Genomic DNA, 16,132 nt, shown 5'->3' on the forward strand with positions numbered 1-16,132 from the left:
ACGCGTACTGGGCGGCGAAGGTGCCCTGCAGCTCGTCCGTGGTGGCCGTACGGAAGTACGTCTTGTACGGGCGCTGGTTGTTCGTCTGCCAGTCCTTGCCCAGGGTCAGGGTCGGGTTGGTGTTCGAGGGGGAGATCTCGACCATGTTGGCCGATTCGAACACCTGCTGCATCGTTTGGGTGACGCCGGAGTTCAGGGGACAGACGACGCCGACGACGTTGTAGTCGCCGACGAGGGCCGTGGCGTTGGACTGGCCGGTGGCGGGCTGGGCCACCTCGTCGAGGGCCTTGACCTTGAACGTGAACCTCCGCTTTTTGCTGCGCGTCGTCGCGATCAGTGACACAGGGTGTTCGCATGAACTTTCACGGCACTGACGTGCGACAGAAGGCAGTCTCGCTGCTGCGTGGCGGCGCAAAGAACGCAGATGTGGCGCGGCGCCTCAACGTCCCACTCGGGACGGTCGGCTACTGGAAGCACATAGACCGAGCCAAGCGCGGCGAATGTCCCGGGAGGCACGACCCCAAGTGCCCTCGCTGCGACGGCCGGGAACTCGACGAAGAGGCCTACGGCTACCTGCTTGGCCTCTACCTCGGCGACGGACACATCAGCCACTACTCCGAGCATCGCGTGCCCAACCTGATGATCACCTGCACCGAGTCATGGACCGGGCTCATGGACGAGTGCGAGCGTGCCATGCGCGCCGTCTTCCCCGACAACGCAGTCTGCCGTGTCCGTAGGACCGGCTGCAGCAACGTAAAGGTGTACTCGAAGCACTTGCACTGCCTCTTCCCCCAGCACGGGCCCGGTAAGAAGCACGACCGCCGCATCGCCTTGGAACCCTGGCAGCAGGTCATCGTCGACGCCCACCCGTGGGCGTTCATTCGCGGCCTCGTCCACTCCGACGGCTGCCGCATCATCAACTGGACGACTCGCATGATCGGCGGTGAGCGCAAGCGTTACGAGTACCCCCGGTACTTCTTCGCCAACAAGTCGGACGACATCCGGAAGCTCTTCGGTGACACCCTCGACAAAGTGGGCGTCGAGTGGACCACCCTCGCCCGCGGCAGCGACCCGTTCAACATCTCCGTAGCCCGCAAAGCCTCCGTAGCCCTCATGGACGTCCACGTAGGCCCGAAGTACTGACCAACCACGGGAAACAGGGCCCCTCCGCCCAAGAGGGGCCCCGCACTCGCTACTTGGGGCTGTCGTCCTCGCCGATGTGGTGGACCCGGACGAGGTTGGTGGAGCCCGAGACGCCGGGCGGGGAGCCGGCGGTGATCACGACCACGTCGCCCTGCTTGCAGCGGCCGTACTTCAGCAACAGTTCGTCCACCTGGTCGACCATCGCGTCCGTGGAGTCGACGTGAGGGCCGAGGAACGTCTCCACTCCCCATGTCAGCGTCAGCTGGGACCGGGTCGCCGGGTCCGGGGTGAAGGCCAGGAGCGGGATCGGGGACCTGTAGCGGGACAGTCGCTTCACCGTGTCTCCGGACTGGGTGAACGCCACCAGGAACTTCGCGCCGAGGAAGTCGCCCATCTCGGCCGCCGCCCGGGCCACCGCGCCGCCCTGGGTGCGGGGCTTGTTGCGTTCCGTCAGCGGGGGGAGGCCCTTGGCCAGCATGTCCTCCTCCGCCGCTTCCACGATCTTCGCCATCGTGCGGACCGTCTCGATGGCGTACTTGCCCACGCTCGTCTCGCCGGACAGCATCACCGCGTCCGTGCCGTCGATGACCGCGTTCGCGACGTCGGAGGCCTCCGCCCTGGTCGGGCGCGAGTTCTCGATCATCGAGTCGAGCATCTGTGTGGCGACGATGACCGGCTTGGCGTTGCGCTTCGCCAGTTTGATCGCGCGCTTCTGGACGATCGGGACCTGTTCCAGGGGCATTTCGACGCCGAGGTCACCGCGGGCGACCATGATGCCGTCGAAGGCGGCGACGATGTCGTCGATCGCGTCGACGGCCTGGGGCTTCTCGACCTTGGCGATGACCGGGAGGCGGCGGTGTTCCTCGTCCATGATGCGGTGGACGTCGTCGATGTCGCGGCCGCTGCGGACGAAGGAGAGGGCGACGACGTCGAAGCCCGTGCGCAGCGCCCAGCGCAGGTCTGCTTCGTCCTTGTCGGAGAGGGCGGGGACGGACACCGCCACGCCGGGGAGGTTGAGGCCCTTGTGGTCGGAGATCACTCCGCCTTCGACGACCTTGGTGTGGACGCGGGGTCCGTCGACGGCGGTGACCTCGAGGCAGACCTTGCCGTCGTCGACGAGGATGCGTTCGCCGGGGGTGACGTCGACTGCGAGGCCGGCGTAGGTGGTGCCGCAGGTGTGGCGGTCGCCCTCGACCCCCTCTTCGACGGTGATGGTGAAGGTGTCGTCGCGTTCGAGGAGTACGGGGCCTTCGGCGAAGCGGCCGAGTCGGATCTTCGGACCTTGAAGGTCGGCGAGGAGGCCGATGCTGCGGCCGGTCTCGTCGGCGGCCTTTCGGACGTGCTGGTATCGCACCTCGTGTTCGGCGTAGGTGCCGTGGCTGAGGTTGAAGCGGGCTACGTCCATTCCGGCGTCGACCAGTGCCTTGATCTGGTCGTAGGTGTCGGTGGCGGGGCCCAAAGTACAGACGATCTTTGCTCGGCGCATACTTCGAGCGTAGGCCTTACCGGTGGGTAGCGAATTGGCGCCGTATGACGACTCAACAACCGTTGTATGAAGGGTTGTTGACAACCGTTGAAGTGTGCGCGCTACCGCTCCGATGAGCATTTGAGTGGCCTGATCACAGCTGTGGCGGCACCATGGTGAAGCGGGCGTTCACTTGTGCGTACACCTGTTGGCGCTGGGGTTCCAGGTCGAGTGGTGCCGCTTCGTCCGTGACCTCGGCGCCGACGAAGGCCGCGCGGCGCAGGGAGCGGGACTGGACGCCGTAGTCCATGGGCTGTGCGGCCTCGGCGCCCACGTCCGCCAGTTCCACGAGGGCCGCCAGGGTGGTGCCGAGGGCTTCGGCGTATTCGCGGGCTCGTTGTACGGCTTCTCGTACCGCTTGGCGGCGGGCGTCGCGGTGGGCCGGGGAGTCGGGGCGCAGGGCCCACCAGGGGCCGTCGACGCCGGTGAGGTCCAGGTCGGCGAGTCTGCTGGTCAATTCGCCGAGGGCGGTGAAGTCGGTGAGTTCGGCGGTGAGGTGGACGCGGCCGTGGTAGGCGCGGACGCGTTCGCCGCGGCCGTGTTTGGCGAGTTCCGGGGCGATGGAGAGCGCGCCCGTCTCCAGGCGTTCGACCGCCTCTCCGTACGATTTCACCAGGTCGAGGACGGTGGCGTTGCGGCGGGTGAGGTCGTCCAGTGCCGAGCGGCGGTCCGTGCCCCTTGCTCCGACGGTGATGCCGATGCGGGCGATCTCGGGGTCGACTTCGAGGTGGGCTTCGCCGCGGACGGCGATGCGGGGGGCGTCGGGGGTGCCGTAGGGGACGGCGGGGGTGGGGTGCTCCGGGCTGGAGGTCATACGTCCCACTCTGTCAGCCGTGGGTGTGGTTGCGGCAGTGTTCCGGAGTCTGCCGGTCACCAGATCGAAACCTTCGGGGGCTGTTGCGGCCGGTCCTGCTCGGGTCAGAATCTACGCGCGTCGTTGACCATTCCCCGAGGAGCCCGAAACATGCCGTTGAACCGCCGGAAGTTCCTGAAGAAGTCCGCTGTGACCGGGGCGGGGGTGGCGCTGACCAGCGCTGTCGTGGCTCCGGCGGCGCAGGCCGCGGAGGCGAAGAAGCCGGTGAAGCCCGTGAAGCGGTACTCCCTGACCGTGATGGGCACGACCGATCTGCACGGTCACATCTTCAACTGGGACTACTTCAAGAACGCGGAGTACTCCGACGCGAAGGGCAACGCGCAGGGGCTGGCCCGTATCTCGACGCTGGTGGAGCAGGTCCGCAGGGAGAAGGGGCGCTGCAACACGCTGCTGCTCGACGCGGGCGACACGATTCAGGGCACCCCGCTGACGTACTACTACGCGAAGGTCGATCCGATCACCGCCAAGGGTGGTCCGGTGCATCCGATGGCGCAGGCGATGAACGCGATCGGGTACGACGCGGTGGCGCTCGGCAACCACGAGTTCAACTACGGCATCGAGACGCTGCGCAAGTTCGAGTCGCAGTGCCGTTTCCCGCTGCTGGGTGCGAACGCGCTGGACGCGAAGACGCTGAAGCCGGCGTTTCCGCCGTTCTTCATGAAGACGTTCCAGGTGAAGGGTGCTCCGCCGGTCAAGGTGGCGGTGCTGGGGCTGACGAACCCGGGTATCGCGATCTGGGACAAGGCGTATGTGCAGGGGAAGCTGACGTTCCCGGGTCTGGAGGAGCAGGCGGCGAAGTGGGTGCCGAAGCTGCGTTCGATGGGCGCGGATGTGGTGGTGGTGTCGGCGCATTCGGGGTCTTCGGGGACGTCTTCGTACGGTGACCAGTTGCCGTACGTGGAGAACTCGGCGGCGCTCGTGGCGCAGCAGGTGCCGGGTATCGACGCGATTCTGGTGGGGCACGCGCACACGGAGATCGCCGAGCTGAAGGTCACGAACACGGCGACCGGGAAGACGGTGGTGCTGTCGGAGCCGTTGGCGTATGCGGAGCGGCTGTCGTTGTTCGATGTCGAGCTGGTTTTCGAGAAGGGCAAGTGGGCGGTCGAGTCGGTCTTGGCGACCGTGCGTGACTCGAAGTCGGTCGCTGACGACCCGAAGATCACCAAGCTGCTGAAGGACGAGCACGACGTGGTCGTGGCGTACGTCAATCAGGTGGTCGGTACGGCGACGGCCACGTTGACGACGGTGGAGGCGCGTTACAAGGACGCTCCGATCATCGACCTGATCACGAAGGTCCAGGAGGACGTGGTGAAGGCGGCGCTGGTGGGGACGTCGTACGCGTCGCTGCCGGTGATCGCGCAGGCGTCGCCGTTCTCGCGGACGTCGGAGATCCCGGCCGGTGAGGTGACGATCCGGGATCTGTCGAGTCTGTATGTGTACGACAACACGCTGGTCGCGAAGTTGATGACGGGTGCGCAGGTGCGGGCGTACCTGGAGTACTCGGCGCAGTACTTCGTGCGGACGGCGGCGGGTGCGGTGGTCGACGTGGAGAAGTTGACGAACGCGGAGAACCGGCCGGACTACAACTACGACTACGTGTCGGGGGTGACGTACGACATCGACATCGCGCAGGCGGCCGGTTCGCGGATCAAGAACCTGGCGTTCGACGGTGTCGCGTTGGATGACGCCCAGCAGTTCGTGTTCGCGGTGAACAACTACCGTGCCAACGGTGGTGGGGCGTTCCCGCATGTGGCGTCGGCGCAGGAGTTGTGGTCGGAGTCGACGGAGATCCGGACGCGGATCTCCGAGTGGGTGACGGCGAAGGGTGTGCTGGATCCGAAGGAGTTCGCGTCGGTGGACTGGAAGTTGACGCGCGACGGTACGCCGGTGTTCTAGTCGGCGGTTGCCGACGGGGGCGGGTGGGTGCCTCAGATTCCGTCCACGAGGGGGGTCAGCACAGGGTGCTGGCCCTTTTCTCGTGTGTCTCGTTCCTGGCTCTGGCGGGGTGTGGGGACCGCGGGCAGGGGTTGGTCGAGGCCGAAGGTGGTGAAGGCGGTTCTGCTGGGCTGGGGGTAAGGGGTGCTGCCGGTGAGGGAGTTGAGGATGGTGGCGCTGCGCCAGGCGACGAGTCCGAGGTCGGGGGTGCCGACGCCGTGGGTGTGGAGTTCGGCGTTCTGGACGTAGACGTGGCTGCCCGATCCGGTGATGGCGGGGTCGAGGACGAGTCTGAACTGTTCGTCGATGCGGGGGCGTTCGGAGTTGTCGCGGCGGAGGTAGGGGTCGAGTCCGGCGAGGACGCGGTCGAGGGGGCGGTCGCGGTAGCCGGTGGCGAGGACGACGGCGTCGGTGGTGAGGCGGGAGCGGGTGCCCTGTTGGGTGTGTTCGAGGTGGAGTTCGACTTTGGTGGTGGCGACGCGGCCGGCGGTGCGGACGTGGACGCCGGGGGTGAGGACGGCTTCGGGCCAGCCGCCGTGGAGGGTGCGGTGGTAGAGCTCGTCGTGGATGGCGGCGATGGTGTCGGCGCCGATGCCTTTGTGGAGTTGCCACTGGGCGGTGACGAGGCGGTCGCGGACGGGTTCGGTGAGGGCGTGGAAGTAGCGGGTGTGGTCGGGGGTGAAGTGTTCGAGGCCGAGTTTGGAGTACTCCATGGGGGCGAAGGCCTCGGTGCGTCCCAGCCAGTGGATTTTGTCGCGTCCGGCGGGGCGGTGGCGCAGGAGGTCGAGGAAGATCTCGGCGCCGGTCTGTCCTGAGCCGATGACGGTGATGTGTTCGGCGGTGAGGAGCCGGTCGCGGTGGGCGAGGTAGTCGGCCGCGTGCAGGACGGGCACGGTGGGGGCTTCGACGAGGGGTTTGAGGGGTTCGGGGATGTAGGGCTCGCTGCCGATGCCGAGGACGACGTTCTTCGTGTAGGTGCGGCCGAGGGCTTCGGCTTCTCCGTCGGTGTCGAGTTGGGTGAAGTCGACTTCGAACACGTCTCGTTCGGGGTTCCAGCGGACGGCGTCGACCTGGTGTCCGAAGTGGAGTCGGGGCAGGTTCTCGCTGACCCAGCGGCAGTAGGCGTCGTATTCGGCGCGCCGGATGTGGAAGTGCTCGGCGAAGTAGAACGGGAAGAGCCGGTCGCGGCTCTTGAGGTAGCTGAGGAAGGACCAGGGGCTGGTGGGGTCGGCGAGGGTCACCAGGTCGGCGAGGAAGGGGACTTGGACGGTGGAGCCGTCGAGGAGGAGTCCGGGGTGCCAGTCGAAGCGGGGGTGCTGTTCGTAGAAGACGGTGTCGAGGCCGGTGAGGGGGTGGGCGAGGGCGGCGAGGGAGAGGTTGCAGGGGCCGATGCCGATGCCGACGAGGTCGTGGGGGGTGTCGTTGGGCGTGGGGGGTGTCATCGGGGGGTGTTTCCTTCCACCAGCTTCAGAAGTGCGGCGAGATCGTCGGGCCGCGTGTGGGGGTTGAGGAGGGTGGCCTTGAGCCAGAGGCGGCCGTCGAGGTGGGCGCGGCCGAGGACGGCGCGTCCGTCGTGGAGGAGTTGTCGCCGTACGGCGGCGACGGTGTCGTCGGATGCCCCGGCGGGCCGGAAGAGGACGGTGCTGATGGTGGGGGTGTCGTGGAGTTCGAAGCCGGGGTGGGTGTCGACGAGTCGGGCGAATTCTTGTGCGTGTGCGCAGACCTGGTCGACGAGGGCGCCGAGGCCTTCGCGGCCGAGGGTCTTGAGGGTGACGGCGATCTTGAGGATGTCGGGGCGCCGGCTGGTGCGCGGGGAGCGGGCCAGGAGGTCGGGGAGGCCTGCTTCGGTGTCGTCGTCGGCGTTGAGGTAGTCGGCGCGGTGGGCTAGGGCCGTCAGGTCGTGGGGGTTCTTGACGGTGAGGAGGCCTGCGGCGACGGGTTGCCAGCCGAGTTTGTGCAGGTCGAGGGTGACGGTGTCGGCGTTTTCGAGGCCGGTCAGTTTGGTGCGGTGGCGCCTGCTGAAGAGGAGTCCGCCGCCGTAGGCGGCGTCGATGTGGAGCCGGGCGCCGTGGGCGGCGCAGAGGGCGGCGATCTGCGGCAGCGGGTCGATGAGTCCGGCGTCGGTGGTGCCGGCGGTGGCGGCGACGAGGACGGAGCCGCGGGGGCCCGACAGTTCGGTGAGTGCCTCGTCGAGGGCGGCGGGGTCGAGAGTGCCGGCGGGGGCGGGGACGGAGACGGGTTCGGGGAGTCCGAGGAGCCAGGCGGCGCGGGGCAGGGAGTGGTGGGCGTTGGCTCCGTACAGGAGGCGGATGCCGGGGTGTGTCTCGCGGGCGAGGAGCAGGGCGAGTTGGTTGGACTCGGTGCCGCCGGTGGTGACGAGGGCGTCTGCGGCGCCGGTCTCGGCGGCGAGGGCGCGGGTGACGAGGGTTTCCAGCTCGGAGGCGGCCGGGGCCTGGTCCCAGGAGTCGAGGGACGGGTTGAGGGCGCTGGCGGCGAGGTCGGCGGCGGTGGCGACGGCGAGCGGTGGGCAGTGCAGGTGGGCGGCGCAGTGGGGGTGGGCGGGGTCGGCGGCGCCTTCGGCGAGGGCGCGTACGAGGTCGTAGAGGGCGTTGTCGTCGCCCTTGTCGGGCAGTACGTCCCCGGCGGCGTCGCGTACCCGTTGGGCGACGGCCGTCGGTCCGCCGGCCGGGAGGGGGCCGCCGCGCGCGTGTCCGCCGTCCGTGAGGGCGCCCAGGACCGTGTCGAGCAACGGCCGCAGGGCGTCGGGGCCTTCGGCGCCGGAGGCGAGGGGCGGCGTACGCATGGTGGTCCTCCCGGGGCGCGTGGCTGGGGAGTTCCAGCTTGGACGGGACGGGGGCGACGCGCCCGGGAAGACCAACGATCGGAACCCGAAAGGGGGTACGGGGCTTGCCGTGAGGAGGGTGTGTGGGGCAGGGGGTGTCCCCGGGCCCCACACGTGCCTCTGTGCTCCTCTGTGTCACCCGTGCGGGACGGGCTGCCCGTTACCCGTTCCGGGTCCCGTAGGGGGCGTTACGCCCGTTCCTGTGCCCCTTCCCGGACGCGCAGGGCGCGGCCCAGGTCGTCGAGCTGGTCGACGAGTTTGCGGCGCAGTCCCGGTATGGGGGCGGCGTCGCGCAGGCACTTCTCGCCGAGGCGGAGGGTGTCGGGGGTGACGGAGTGGGCCGGGAAGGCCCAGCGGCCGGCGGCGTCGGCCATTGCGGGGCCGCGGCGGGCGGCGACGGCGACGGCGTCGGTCCAGTACCGCTTGACGTACTCCTCGGTGAGGTCTGCCTGTTCGGGCTGCCAGAAGCCCTGGGCGGTGGCGACGAAGAGGTAGTTGGAGAGGGCGTCCGAGCTGAACATCTGTTCCCAGGCCCGGAGTTTGGTCTCGGGGTCGGGCAGGGCGGCCCGGCAGCGGGCGGCGCCTTCCTGGCCGGAGGCGCTGGGGTCGCGGGCGAGTTCGGCGTCGATGTCCGCCTCGTCGGTGGCGCCCAGTACCGCGAGCCGGGCCAGTACGCGCCAGCGCAGTTCGGGGTCGAGTTCGGGGCCGCCGGGGACGGTGCCGTCGGCGAGCCAGGCGGCGATGGTGTCGGGGTGGGCGGCGACGTCGATGAAGTGGCGTACGGCGATGAGGCGCAGGCCGGGGTGGTCGCCGTCCTCGGTGCGGCGGATGAGGTCGCGGCACAGGGAGGCGAGGGCGGCGAGCGCGGCGGGGCGTTCTGCGGGGGCAGGTAGCGGTCGGCGACGACGGTCGAGGCGAAGGTGAGGACGCCTTGGACGAGGGCCAGGTCGGTCTCGCGCGGGAGGTGGGCGCGGACGGTCTCCAGGTAGTCGGCGGGCGGGAGCTGGCCGTCGCGTACCGCGTCGCGCAGGGCGTTCCAGACGACCGCGCGGGTGAGCGGGTCGGGGAGGCCGGAGAGGGCGGTGCGGACGGTCTTGAAGGACTCGGGGTCGAAGCGGACCTTGGCGTAGGTCAGGTCGCCGTCGTTGACGAGGAGGAGTGCGGGGCGTTTGCCGATGGGCTGCGGGGCGTCCTGGGGGACGTCGACGTCGAGACGCTCGCGCAGGGCGAGGGTGCCGTCGCCGGCGACGTCGTGGTCGTAGAGGCCGACGGCGACGCGGTGGGGGCGGCTGCCGTCGTGGCGGACGCTGAGGGTGCAGACGCCTGCGTCGCCGTTGGTGAGGCGGGGGGTGAGGGTGTCGACGCCGGTGGTGCGCAGCCAGGCGTCGGCCCACGCGTGGACGTCGCGTTCGGTGGCGGCGGCGAGGGAGTCGATGAAGTCGGCGAGGGTGGCGTTGCCGAACTTGTGCCGGGCGAAGTGGGTGTTGATGCCGGCGAGGAAGTCCTTCTCGCCGAGCCAGGCGACGAGTTGACGCAGGGCGGAGGCGCCCTTGGCGTAGGAGATGCCGTCGAAGTTGACGAGGGCGGCGGCGGTGTCGTCGACGGCCTCGGGGGCGACGGGGTGGGTGGAGGGGCGCTGGTCGGCGTCGTAGCCCCATGCCTTGCGGGAGACGCCGAAGTCGGTCCAGGTGTCCGTGTAGCGGGTGGCTTCGGTGAGGGTCTGGTAGCCCATGTACTCGGCGAAGGACTCGTTCAGCCAGATGTCGTCCCACCATTGGAGGGTGACGAGGTCGCCGAACCACATGTGCGCCATTTCGTGGGCGATGACCATGGCGCGGGTCTGGCGTTCGGTGTCGGTGACGGCAGAGCGGTAGACGAACTCGTCGCGGAAGGTGACGAGGCCGGGGTTCTCCATGGCGCCGAAGTTGAACTCGGGTACGAAGGCCTGGTCGTAGGAGTCGAAGGGGTAGGGCTCTTCGAACTTCTCGTGGTAGCGGTCGTAGCACGCGCGCGTGATGCCGAGGAGTTCGTCGGCGTCGGTGTCGAGGTGGGGGGCGAGGGAGCGGCGGCAGTGCAGGCCGAAGGGGAGGCCGCGGTGTTCGCTGCGGACGGAGTGCCAGGGGCCGGCGGCGACGGCGACGAGGTAGGTGGAGATGCGGGGGGTGGGGGCGGCCTGCCAGAGGCCGTCGGCGGTTTCGGTGGTGATGCCGTTGGCGAGGACGGTCCAGCCCTCGGGGGCGCGCACGGTGAACTCGAAGACGGCCTTGAGGTCGGGCTGGTTGAAGTTCGCGAAGACGGCTGCCGCGTCCTCCAGGGACATCTGGGTGTAGAGGTAGGTCTCGCCGTCGACGGGGTCGGTGAAGCGGTGCATGCCCTCGCCGGTGCGGGAGTAGCGCATCGCGGCGTCCACGCGCAGTTCGTGCTCGCCTTCGGCGAGGTCCTTCAGGGGCAGCCGGCCGTCGGTGAGGGCGCCGGTGTCCAGGGGGTGGCCGTCGAGGGTGGCGGAGCGCAGCTCGGCGGGCCTGACCTCGACGAACGTGTCCGCGCCGCTGTGGCCCGCCGTCACCGCGAAGCGGATCACGGTACGGGAGTCGAAGGTGTCGTCCCCGGTGGTGAGGTCGAGTTCGACCGTGTACCGGTGGACGTCCAGGAGGGTGGCACGGGCTTGCGCTTCGTCGCGCGTCAGTACGGACATGGAGGACATGCTGCCTGATGCCGCTGACAGGGCACAGGGGCGGATCGGTACACGGCCTTTGTCCCTGCGTGCGCCCCTGCCTCCGAAGCGGCCCGTGGGACCGTTTGCGGGGCGTGTACGGGGCGACGAGGGCCGGCGGGTGCCCGTGACGCTGACGCGAAGTGATCGCCGGCTGACTACGAGTGCACGTGAAGGGTTGGCGCGGAGTGCCCCCGCGGGTGCCCGCCCGTCACGCCCCCGCTGTCACCCCCCTGCCGTCACGCCACGGGGGTCAGTTCGCCGGTGGTTTCCCGCCGTTCAGGGCGTCGTCGGCGATGCGCTCGTGGTGTCTGATGACCTCGGCGATGATGAAGTTGAGGAGTTTCTCGGCGAACGCGGGGTCGAGGTTGGCGCTTTCGGCCAGCCGGCGCAGCCGGGCGATCTGCTGGGCCTCGCGGTTCGGGTCGGCGGGCGGCAGTTGGTGCGCCGCTTTGAGGTGGCCGACCTGCTGGGTGCACTTGAAGCGCTCGGCGAGCATGTGGACGACGGCGGCGTCGATGTTGTCGATGCTCTCGCGCAGCCGGCCCAGTTCCGCGCGGATCGCGGGGTCGACTTCACGGTTGTTGCTGGTGGTCATGGGCGTCCACATTACGTGGCGCGGTCCGGGCGTCCTCGTGGGGCGTCCGGGTTTCGCGGGCATGGGTGAGGCAGGCGGGATCTCGGCGCTACCCGCTGTACGGGTGTTCGATCATCGGTGGGTCGGCGGGGTCGGGCACGCGGTCGCTCCAGCCGCCGGGAACCGTGCGTCCCTGCTGGGCGCGGAAGTGGACGGGGGCCATGCCGACGCGCCGGGTGAAGAGGCGGGAGAAGTACGCGGGGTCGTCGTAGCCGACGCGGCGGGCGACGGCGGCGACGGGCAGTTCGGTGGCGGCGAGGAGTTCCTTGGCGCGGCCGAGCCGGACCCCGAGGAGGTAGTCCTTGGGGCTGCATCCGGCGCCGCGCCGTACCGCGGTGCGCAGTTCCGCGGGGGTCATGCCGTGCCGGGCGGCGTGTTCGGCGACGGTCAGGGGGCGGCAGGCGTCACGGGCGAGAGCGGCGAGGACCTGGTCGCCGTCGGGGGCGAGATCGGCGCGGGTGCGGCGCAGGGCGACGAGGAGTTCGTGGACGGCGGCGGCCGTCTCGACCTCCAGGATGGGGTTGTCGCGGCGTGCGGCGCGGGCCATGCGTCCGATCACCGCCCGGGCGGGGCCGGCGTCGGTGAGGGGCACGAGGGGCCGTTCCGGCTCGATGTAGCCGAGTTCGGCGTACGTGGCAGTGGCGGGCCCGGTGAAGTCGACGAACGCCTCGTCCCAGCCCGTGTCGGGGTCGGGCCCGTAGTGGTGGGCGGCGCCGGGGGTCAGCCAGATCAGGATGGGCGCGGTGACGGGCCGGCGGTGTCCGTCGGCGCCCTGGAACCAGCCCCGGCCGCTGCTCACGACGACGGCCACGTGGTGGTCGAGGACGCGCGGGCCGACGGTGGGCAGGACGCCGTGCTGGAGACCGACGCCTAGGCAGACGAGGCCGAGCCGGTGGTGGGCGGGTGCGGGGCTGAAGAAACGCATCCAGGTGCGGTACATCCACGTTCCTCCCGCCTGTGCGGTGGTCGTCTCTCCCGGCCGACAGCCGGGAGCCGTCGAGAACCGTCAAGAGCTTCCGAGTGCCCGGTCCGGCTGGCGTTGATCTTTGTCCATGGACACTGTCCGCCGCCAGACGTGAGGGTGGGGCGCGCGAGCGGGTCCGCCGTGGGGGAAACGGACTTTCCGGTGGACGGGCGATCCGTCGGTGGCGTACGTCGACGGGGTGCGGCCGGGGACGCCGGGCCCGAACTGCCGGGGTGGACACGGGAGTTCGAGTAGGTCAACAGGTCCGGGCCGGCCTGGAGTGCTGTTGGGGTGCGGTTGGGCGGAGCTGGAGCTGGAAAGCACCGCACGGACAGTCCCCGCCCCGAGCTCCGTGGAGCCGGACAGGGACTGACCTGCGCGTGCTGGAGTTGACGCCCCCGCACGCGCGCGTGCCCGTGTTTCCGGCGGGGCCGTGCGGCCCCGCCGGAGTCGGGGCCTACAGAGCGGACGCCGCCCGGGCTATGTCCTTCGCGAACGTGGACACCTGGGAGTAGACGCCGGGGACGCCGGGCCGGGCGCAGCCGTCGCCCCAGCTGACGATGCCGACCTGGATCCAGGCGCCGGTGTCGTCCTTGCGGAACATGGGGCCGCCGGAGTCGCCCTGGCAGGTGTCGACGCCGCCCGCCAGGTTGCCTGCGCACAGCTCGTCGCCGGGCACGAGCCGCTTGCCGTAGTGCAGCTTGCAGCCGGCGTCGCTGACGTACGGGACGGTGGCCTTCAGGAGCTTGGTCGTGCCGGTGCCGGCGTTCTCAGTGGTGTCGCCCCAGCCCGCGATGGTGAACGTGCCGCGGTTGTACCGGGTCGTCGTGGCGATCTTCAGCGTGGGCTTGTTGATCGGCCGGGCGAGCTTGATGAGCGCCCAGTCCTTGCCGTTGCCGTCGTAGCCCGGCGCCTGGCGGACCTTGGTCGACTTGACCTTGATCGCCCCCGAGGCGTTCAGGTCGGCGACGCCGGCCGTGACAGTGATGCTGGTGGTGGCGCCGGAGCCGTCCACGCAGTGGGCGGCGGTCAGGACGACGTCCTTCTTGTAGAGCGCGCCGCCGCAGCCCATCGAGAGGTGCACCAGCCATGGGAACTCGCTCTGCGCGGCGGGCGTTCCTCCTACGACGGGCGCGGGTGCGGCCTGTGCGGCGAGCGGCTGGAGGCTCGCGATCGTGAGGGCCGCGGCACCGACCGCCGCGGCCCGCTTGACCAGGGAGAAACCTCTTCCGACCGACGAGGTGTGGGTCAACGTACGTCCTTTCGAGGGGGGTGGTGACAAAGAACGCAAGTATGAAGATCGGGGTGGGTGTGAAACAAGGGCGGATCTCACGTGCCCACGGCGGAACCGGACGGTAGGAAAACCGCTCTTACCGACAGCTCCCCGGCACGTAGAGTGGAGACGAGTTCAGGGCGTCTTGGGGGTACGGACGTGGCGAACGGCGGACCGGTCGAGCACGGCTACCCACACCTGGAGACGGTGCGGGCCGCGATCAACGCGCTCTACAAGAGGCTGTCGTACGACACCGTCCAGACCTTCGCGACCAGCGTGGCCCCGGTCGACGTGGCCTTCTGCGACACCGACGACCTGTATCTGGGCGCGCAGCGCGTGGCCCACGAGATGGTGCGCCACTACCGGCTCCCGGACGCGCGCATGATCGTCGGCTTCCGCGAGATGACCCACGCGGCGAACGTCGAACTGGCGGCGGGACCGGAGTACTTCATCGAGCTGAACGACCGTTTCCGCACCCATCGCAGGGACATCGGCGCGGCCCTCGCGCACGAGGTTATGCACGTGTATCTGCACCGCCTCGACCTGTCCTTCCCCGGGACGCGCGACAACGAGATCCTCACCGACACGGCGGCGGCGTATCTGGGCGCGGGCTGGCTCCTCCTCGACGCGTTCCGTGAGGACGCGACCTCCTCGCAGAAGCTCGGCTATCTCACGCCGGAGGAGTTCGGGTACGTCCTGGCCAAGCGTGCGCTGGTCTTCGACGAGGACCCGGCGATCTGGTTCACCAGCCCGCAGGCGTACACGGCGTACACGGCGGGCTTGGAGCTGGCCCGCCACGACGCGCGCCAGCCCCCGCTGACGGCGGCGGGCTGGGCGGGCCGCCGCCGCTACGCACGCGACCGTCGCCATGCCCAGGACCACCACACGCCGGACGCGTCACGGCCGGCCGGTGTCCCGTACAGCTTCACCCCCGACTCCCCCGACTCCTCCCGCTCCTCCACCTCCCCCGGCGACCACGACCGCCACGGTCCGCCCCTGCGGGTCTCGTTCCCCTGCCCGACCTGCCACCAGCGCATCAGAGTGCCGGTACGGGGGCGGGTGCGGGCACGGTGCGGGGTGTGCCGGACGGTGCTGGAGTGCGACACATGACGACGGGGAGGCGTGGGGCATTTCACCCCGAAACCCTTTGCCCCACCGGCCCTTCGGGAGCGAAGGTCGGAAGGTATGAGCGGGCGACAACCTCCGAACGGCAGTGAGCGCGACCTCTTCACCGCGGTGTACGAAGGTGACGAGGACGCGGTCGTACGGCTGCTGCGCCTCGGAGTGAGCCCGGAAGCGGTGGACGAGGACGGGCAGACCGCCCTGTACGTGGCCGCGGTGAGCGACGCGCCCGGTATCGTTCGGCTGCTGCTGTCCGCCGGTGCCGCACCCGACCGGCTGAGCTCGGGCTCGGACCTCCCGCTGTGCGGGGCGGCGTGCGGCGGGCACACCGAGGTCGTTCGCGCGCTGCTGGCCTCGGGCGCCGGGCCCGACGCGGTGGAGGCGTTCGGTTTCACGGCCCTGCACTGGGCCCTGCGATGCGGTCACGCGGCGGTGTGCGTGGCCCTGCTGGCAGCGGGCGCCGACCCGAACCGCCCCGGCCCGAGCGGCGAGCCCCCGCTGGTCACGGCCGCCCGCCGGGGCTCCGCCGCCTGCGTGCGGTCCCTGCTGGCGCACGGCGCCGGGTCGAGGGCTCCGGCGCTGACGGAGGCCCGCCGGTGGACACGGCTGGACGTGGCGTCGGAACTTCGGGCGGGGCTGGGGCGTGCGCACGGCTTCGGCGGGGAGTACGTGACGCGGCGCTGGGCGGACGGGATGGCCGTGGATCTGGTGCGGGACGGGAACGTGGTGGCGGGCGCCGATCAGGGGACCGGGCACGCGGAGATCGTGACGGTGCTGGAAGAGGTGCTGGGGGTGGGGTGAGTATCCCGGCCCGCCCGGGAGCGCCCCCTTCCCTCACCTCTCCTTGTTCGCCGTGGCCGCGTCGAGGAACGCCGGTCGTTCTCCCCCGCCGTGCATCAGCAGACTCGCCCCGCTGATGTACGCCGCGTCGTCGGAGGCGAGGAACACCACGGCGCCGCCGATGTCGGACGGGTCGGCCAGACGGCCCGCCGGGACCGTGCGGGCAACCGCGTCGAGGCCGTCGCTGCCGCCGTAGTGCAGATGGGACAGTTCGGTGCGGACCATGCCGACGACGAGGGTGTTGACCCGTACGTCGGGGGCCCA

At 70.0% G+C, this 16,132-nt stretch carries 12 protein-coding genes and 2 pseudogenes; 4 read left to right on the forward strand and 10 right to left on the reverse strand.

What is annotated here, in order from left to right; all coding sequences use genetic code 11:
* Positions 1 to 343: pseudogene (locus STRTUCAR8_RS18895) on the reverse strand (hypothetical protein); the annotation flags it as partial.
* A gap of 11 nt (positions 344 to 354) precedes the next feature.
* Between STRTUCAR8_RS18895 and STRTUCAR8_RS18900 the strand changes: the two are divergent.
* Complete coding sequence (locus tag STRTUCAR8_RS18900) at positions 355 to 1,143, forward strand: hypothetical protein (RefSeq protein ID WP_044472452.1); 789 nt, start codon at positions 355 to 357, stop codon at positions 1,141 to 1,143.
* Between the two features lie 49 nt (positions 1,144 to 1,192).
* On the opposite strand, the gene pyk is transcribed toward STRTUCAR8_RS18900, so the two are convergent.
* Together pyk and STRTUCAR8_RS18910 are read right to left on the reverse strand one after the other, a co-directional pair.
* Positions 1,193 to 2,629: a pyruvate kinase gene (pyk, locus tag STRTUCAR8_RS18905; RefSeq protein WP_044472453.1), complete on the reverse strand. Its 1,437-nt coding sequence runs from the start codon at positions 2,627 to 2,629 to the stop codon at positions 1,193 to 1,195.
* 133 nt (positions 2,630 to 2,762) lie between these two features.
* Positions 2,763 to 3,482, reverse strand: coding sequence for an SIMPL domain-containing protein (locus STRTUCAR8_RS18910; RefSeq protein ID WP_006377443.1), 720 nt, complete (start codon positions 3,480 to 3,482; stop codon positions 2,763 to 2,765).
* A 150-nt stretch (positions 3,483 to 3,632) separates the two neighbouring features.
* On the opposite strand from STRTUCAR8_RS18910, the gene STRTUCAR8_RS18915 reads away from it, so the two are divergent.
* Positions 3,633 to 5,438, forward strand: coding sequence for a bifunctional metallophosphatase/5'-nucleotidase (locus tag STRTUCAR8_RS18915; RefSeq protein ID WP_006377444.1), 1,806 nt, complete (start codon positions 3,633 to 3,635; stop codon positions 5,436 to 5,438).
* A gap of 32 nt (positions 5,439 to 5,470) precedes the next feature.
* Here STRTUCAR8_RS18915 and STRTUCAR8_RS18920 read toward each other — a convergent pair whose 3' ends face one another.
* From STRTUCAR8_RS18920 to STRTUCAR8_RS18945, 6 genes and pseudogenes are all read right to left on the reverse strand, one after another.
* Complete coding sequence (locus STRTUCAR8_RS18920; protein WP_006377439.1) at positions 5,471 to 6,919, reverse strand: lysine N(6)-hydroxylase/L-ornithine N(5)-oxygenase family protein; 1,449 nt, start codon at positions 6,917 to 6,919, stop codon at positions 5,471 to 5,473.
* The gene (locus STRTUCAR8_RS18925; RefSeq protein ID WP_006377442.1) at positions 6,916 to 8,280 is read right to left on the reverse strand and encodes a pyridoxal phosphate-dependent decarboxylase family protein; all 1,365 of its coding nucleotides are present in this window, start codon (positions 8,278 to 8,280) and stop codon (positions 6,916 to 6,918) included. The genes STRTUCAR8_RS18920 and STRTUCAR8_RS18925 overlap by 4 nt, the downstream gene beginning before the upstream one ends.
* Before the next feature lie 227 nt (positions 8,281 to 8,507).
* Positions 8,508 to 11,023 (reverse strand): annotated as a pseudogene (gene pepN / locus STRTUCAR8_RS18930) (aminopeptidase N).
* A 262-nt stretch (positions 11,024 to 11,285) separates the two neighbouring features.
* The gene (locus STRTUCAR8_RS18935) at positions 11,286 to 11,630 is read right to left on the reverse strand and encodes a chorismate mutase (protein ID WP_006377445.1); all 345 of its coding nucleotides are present in this window, start codon (positions 11,628 to 11,630) and stop codon (positions 11,286 to 11,288) included.
* Between the two features lie 88 nt (positions 11,631 to 11,718).
* Positions 11,719 to 12,609, reverse strand: coding sequence for a helix-turn-helix domain-containing protein (locus tag STRTUCAR8_RS18940; protein WP_006377446.1), 891 nt, complete (start codon positions 12,607 to 12,609; stop codon positions 11,719 to 11,721).
* 481 nt (positions 12,610 to 13,090) lie between these two features.
* Positions 13,091 to 13,885: a S1 family peptidase gene (locus STRTUCAR8_RS18945; RefSeq protein ID WP_006377437.1), complete on the reverse strand. Its 795-nt coding sequence runs from the start codon at positions 13,883 to 13,885 to the stop codon at positions 13,091 to 13,093.
* A 180-nt stretch (positions 13,886 to 14,065) separates the two neighbouring features.
* On the opposite strand from STRTUCAR8_RS18945, the gene STRTUCAR8_RS18950 reads away from it, so the two are divergent.
* A complete protein-coding gene (locus STRTUCAR8_RS18950) occupies positions 14,066 to 15,016 on the forward strand; it encodes a hypothetical protein (RefSeq protein WP_044472454.1) in 951 nt (316 codons plus the stop codon).
* A gap of 75 nt (positions 15,017 to 15,091) precedes the next feature.
* Positions 15,092 to 15,829 (forward strand): ankyrin repeat domain-containing protein, encoded by a 738-nt coding sequence (locus STRTUCAR8_RS18955; RefSeq protein WP_006377438.1) that lies wholly within the window; start codon positions 15,092 to 15,094, stop codon positions 15,827 to 15,829.
* Between the two features lie 33 nt (positions 15,830 to 15,862).
* On the opposite strand, the gene STRTUCAR8_RS18960 is transcribed toward STRTUCAR8_RS18955, so the two are convergent.
* On the reverse strand, positions 15,863 to 16,132 hold a 270-nt coding region (locus STRTUCAR8_RS18960; RefSeq protein ID WP_044472455.1), incomplete at its 5' end, for an SDR family oxidoreductase.

Source organism: Streptomyces turgidiscabies Car8, assembly GCF_000331005.1.
Taxonomy (GTDB): domain Bacteria; phylum Actinomycetota; class Actinomycetes; order Streptomycetales; family Streptomycetaceae; genus Streptomyces; species Streptomyces turgidiscabies.

Bases quoted from the DNA above. Each gene is read 5' to 3' on its own strand.
- STRTUCAR8_RS18900 (WP_044472452.1), top strand. From the start codon at position 355: ATGAACTTTCACGGCACTGACGTGCGACAGAAGGCAGTCTCGCTGCTG.
- pyk (WP_044472453.1), bottom strand. From the start codon at position 2,629: ATGCGCCGAGCAAAGATCGTCTGTACTTTGGGCCCCGCCACCGACACC.
- STRTUCAR8_RS18910 (WP_006377443.1), bottom strand. From the start codon at position 3,482: ATGACCTCCAGCCCGGAGCACCCCACCCCCGCCGTCCCCTACGGCACC.
- STRTUCAR8_RS18915 (WP_006377444.1), top strand. From the start codon at position 3,633: ATGCCGTTGAACCGCCGGAAGTTCCTGAAGAAGTCCGCTGTGACCGGG.
- STRTUCAR8_RS18920 (WP_006377439.1), bottom strand. From the start codon at position 6,919: ATGACACCCCCCACGCCCAACGACACCCCCCACGACCTCGTCGGCATC.
- STRTUCAR8_RS18925 (WP_006377442.1), bottom strand. From the start codon at position 8,280: ATGCGTACGCCGCCCCTCGCCTCCGGCGCCGAAGGCCCCGACGCCCTG.
- STRTUCAR8_RS18935 (WP_006377445.1), bottom strand. From the start codon at position 11,630: ATGACCACCAGCAACAACCGTGAAGTCGACCCCGCGATCCGCGCGGAA.
- STRTUCAR8_RS18940 (WP_006377446.1), bottom strand. From the start codon at position 12,609: ATGTACCGCACCTGGATGCGTTTCTTCAGCCCCGCACCCGCCCACCAC.
- STRTUCAR8_RS18955 (WP_006377438.1), top strand. From the start codon at position 15,092: ATGAGCGGGCGACAACCTCCGAACGGCAGTGAGCGCGACCTCTTCACC.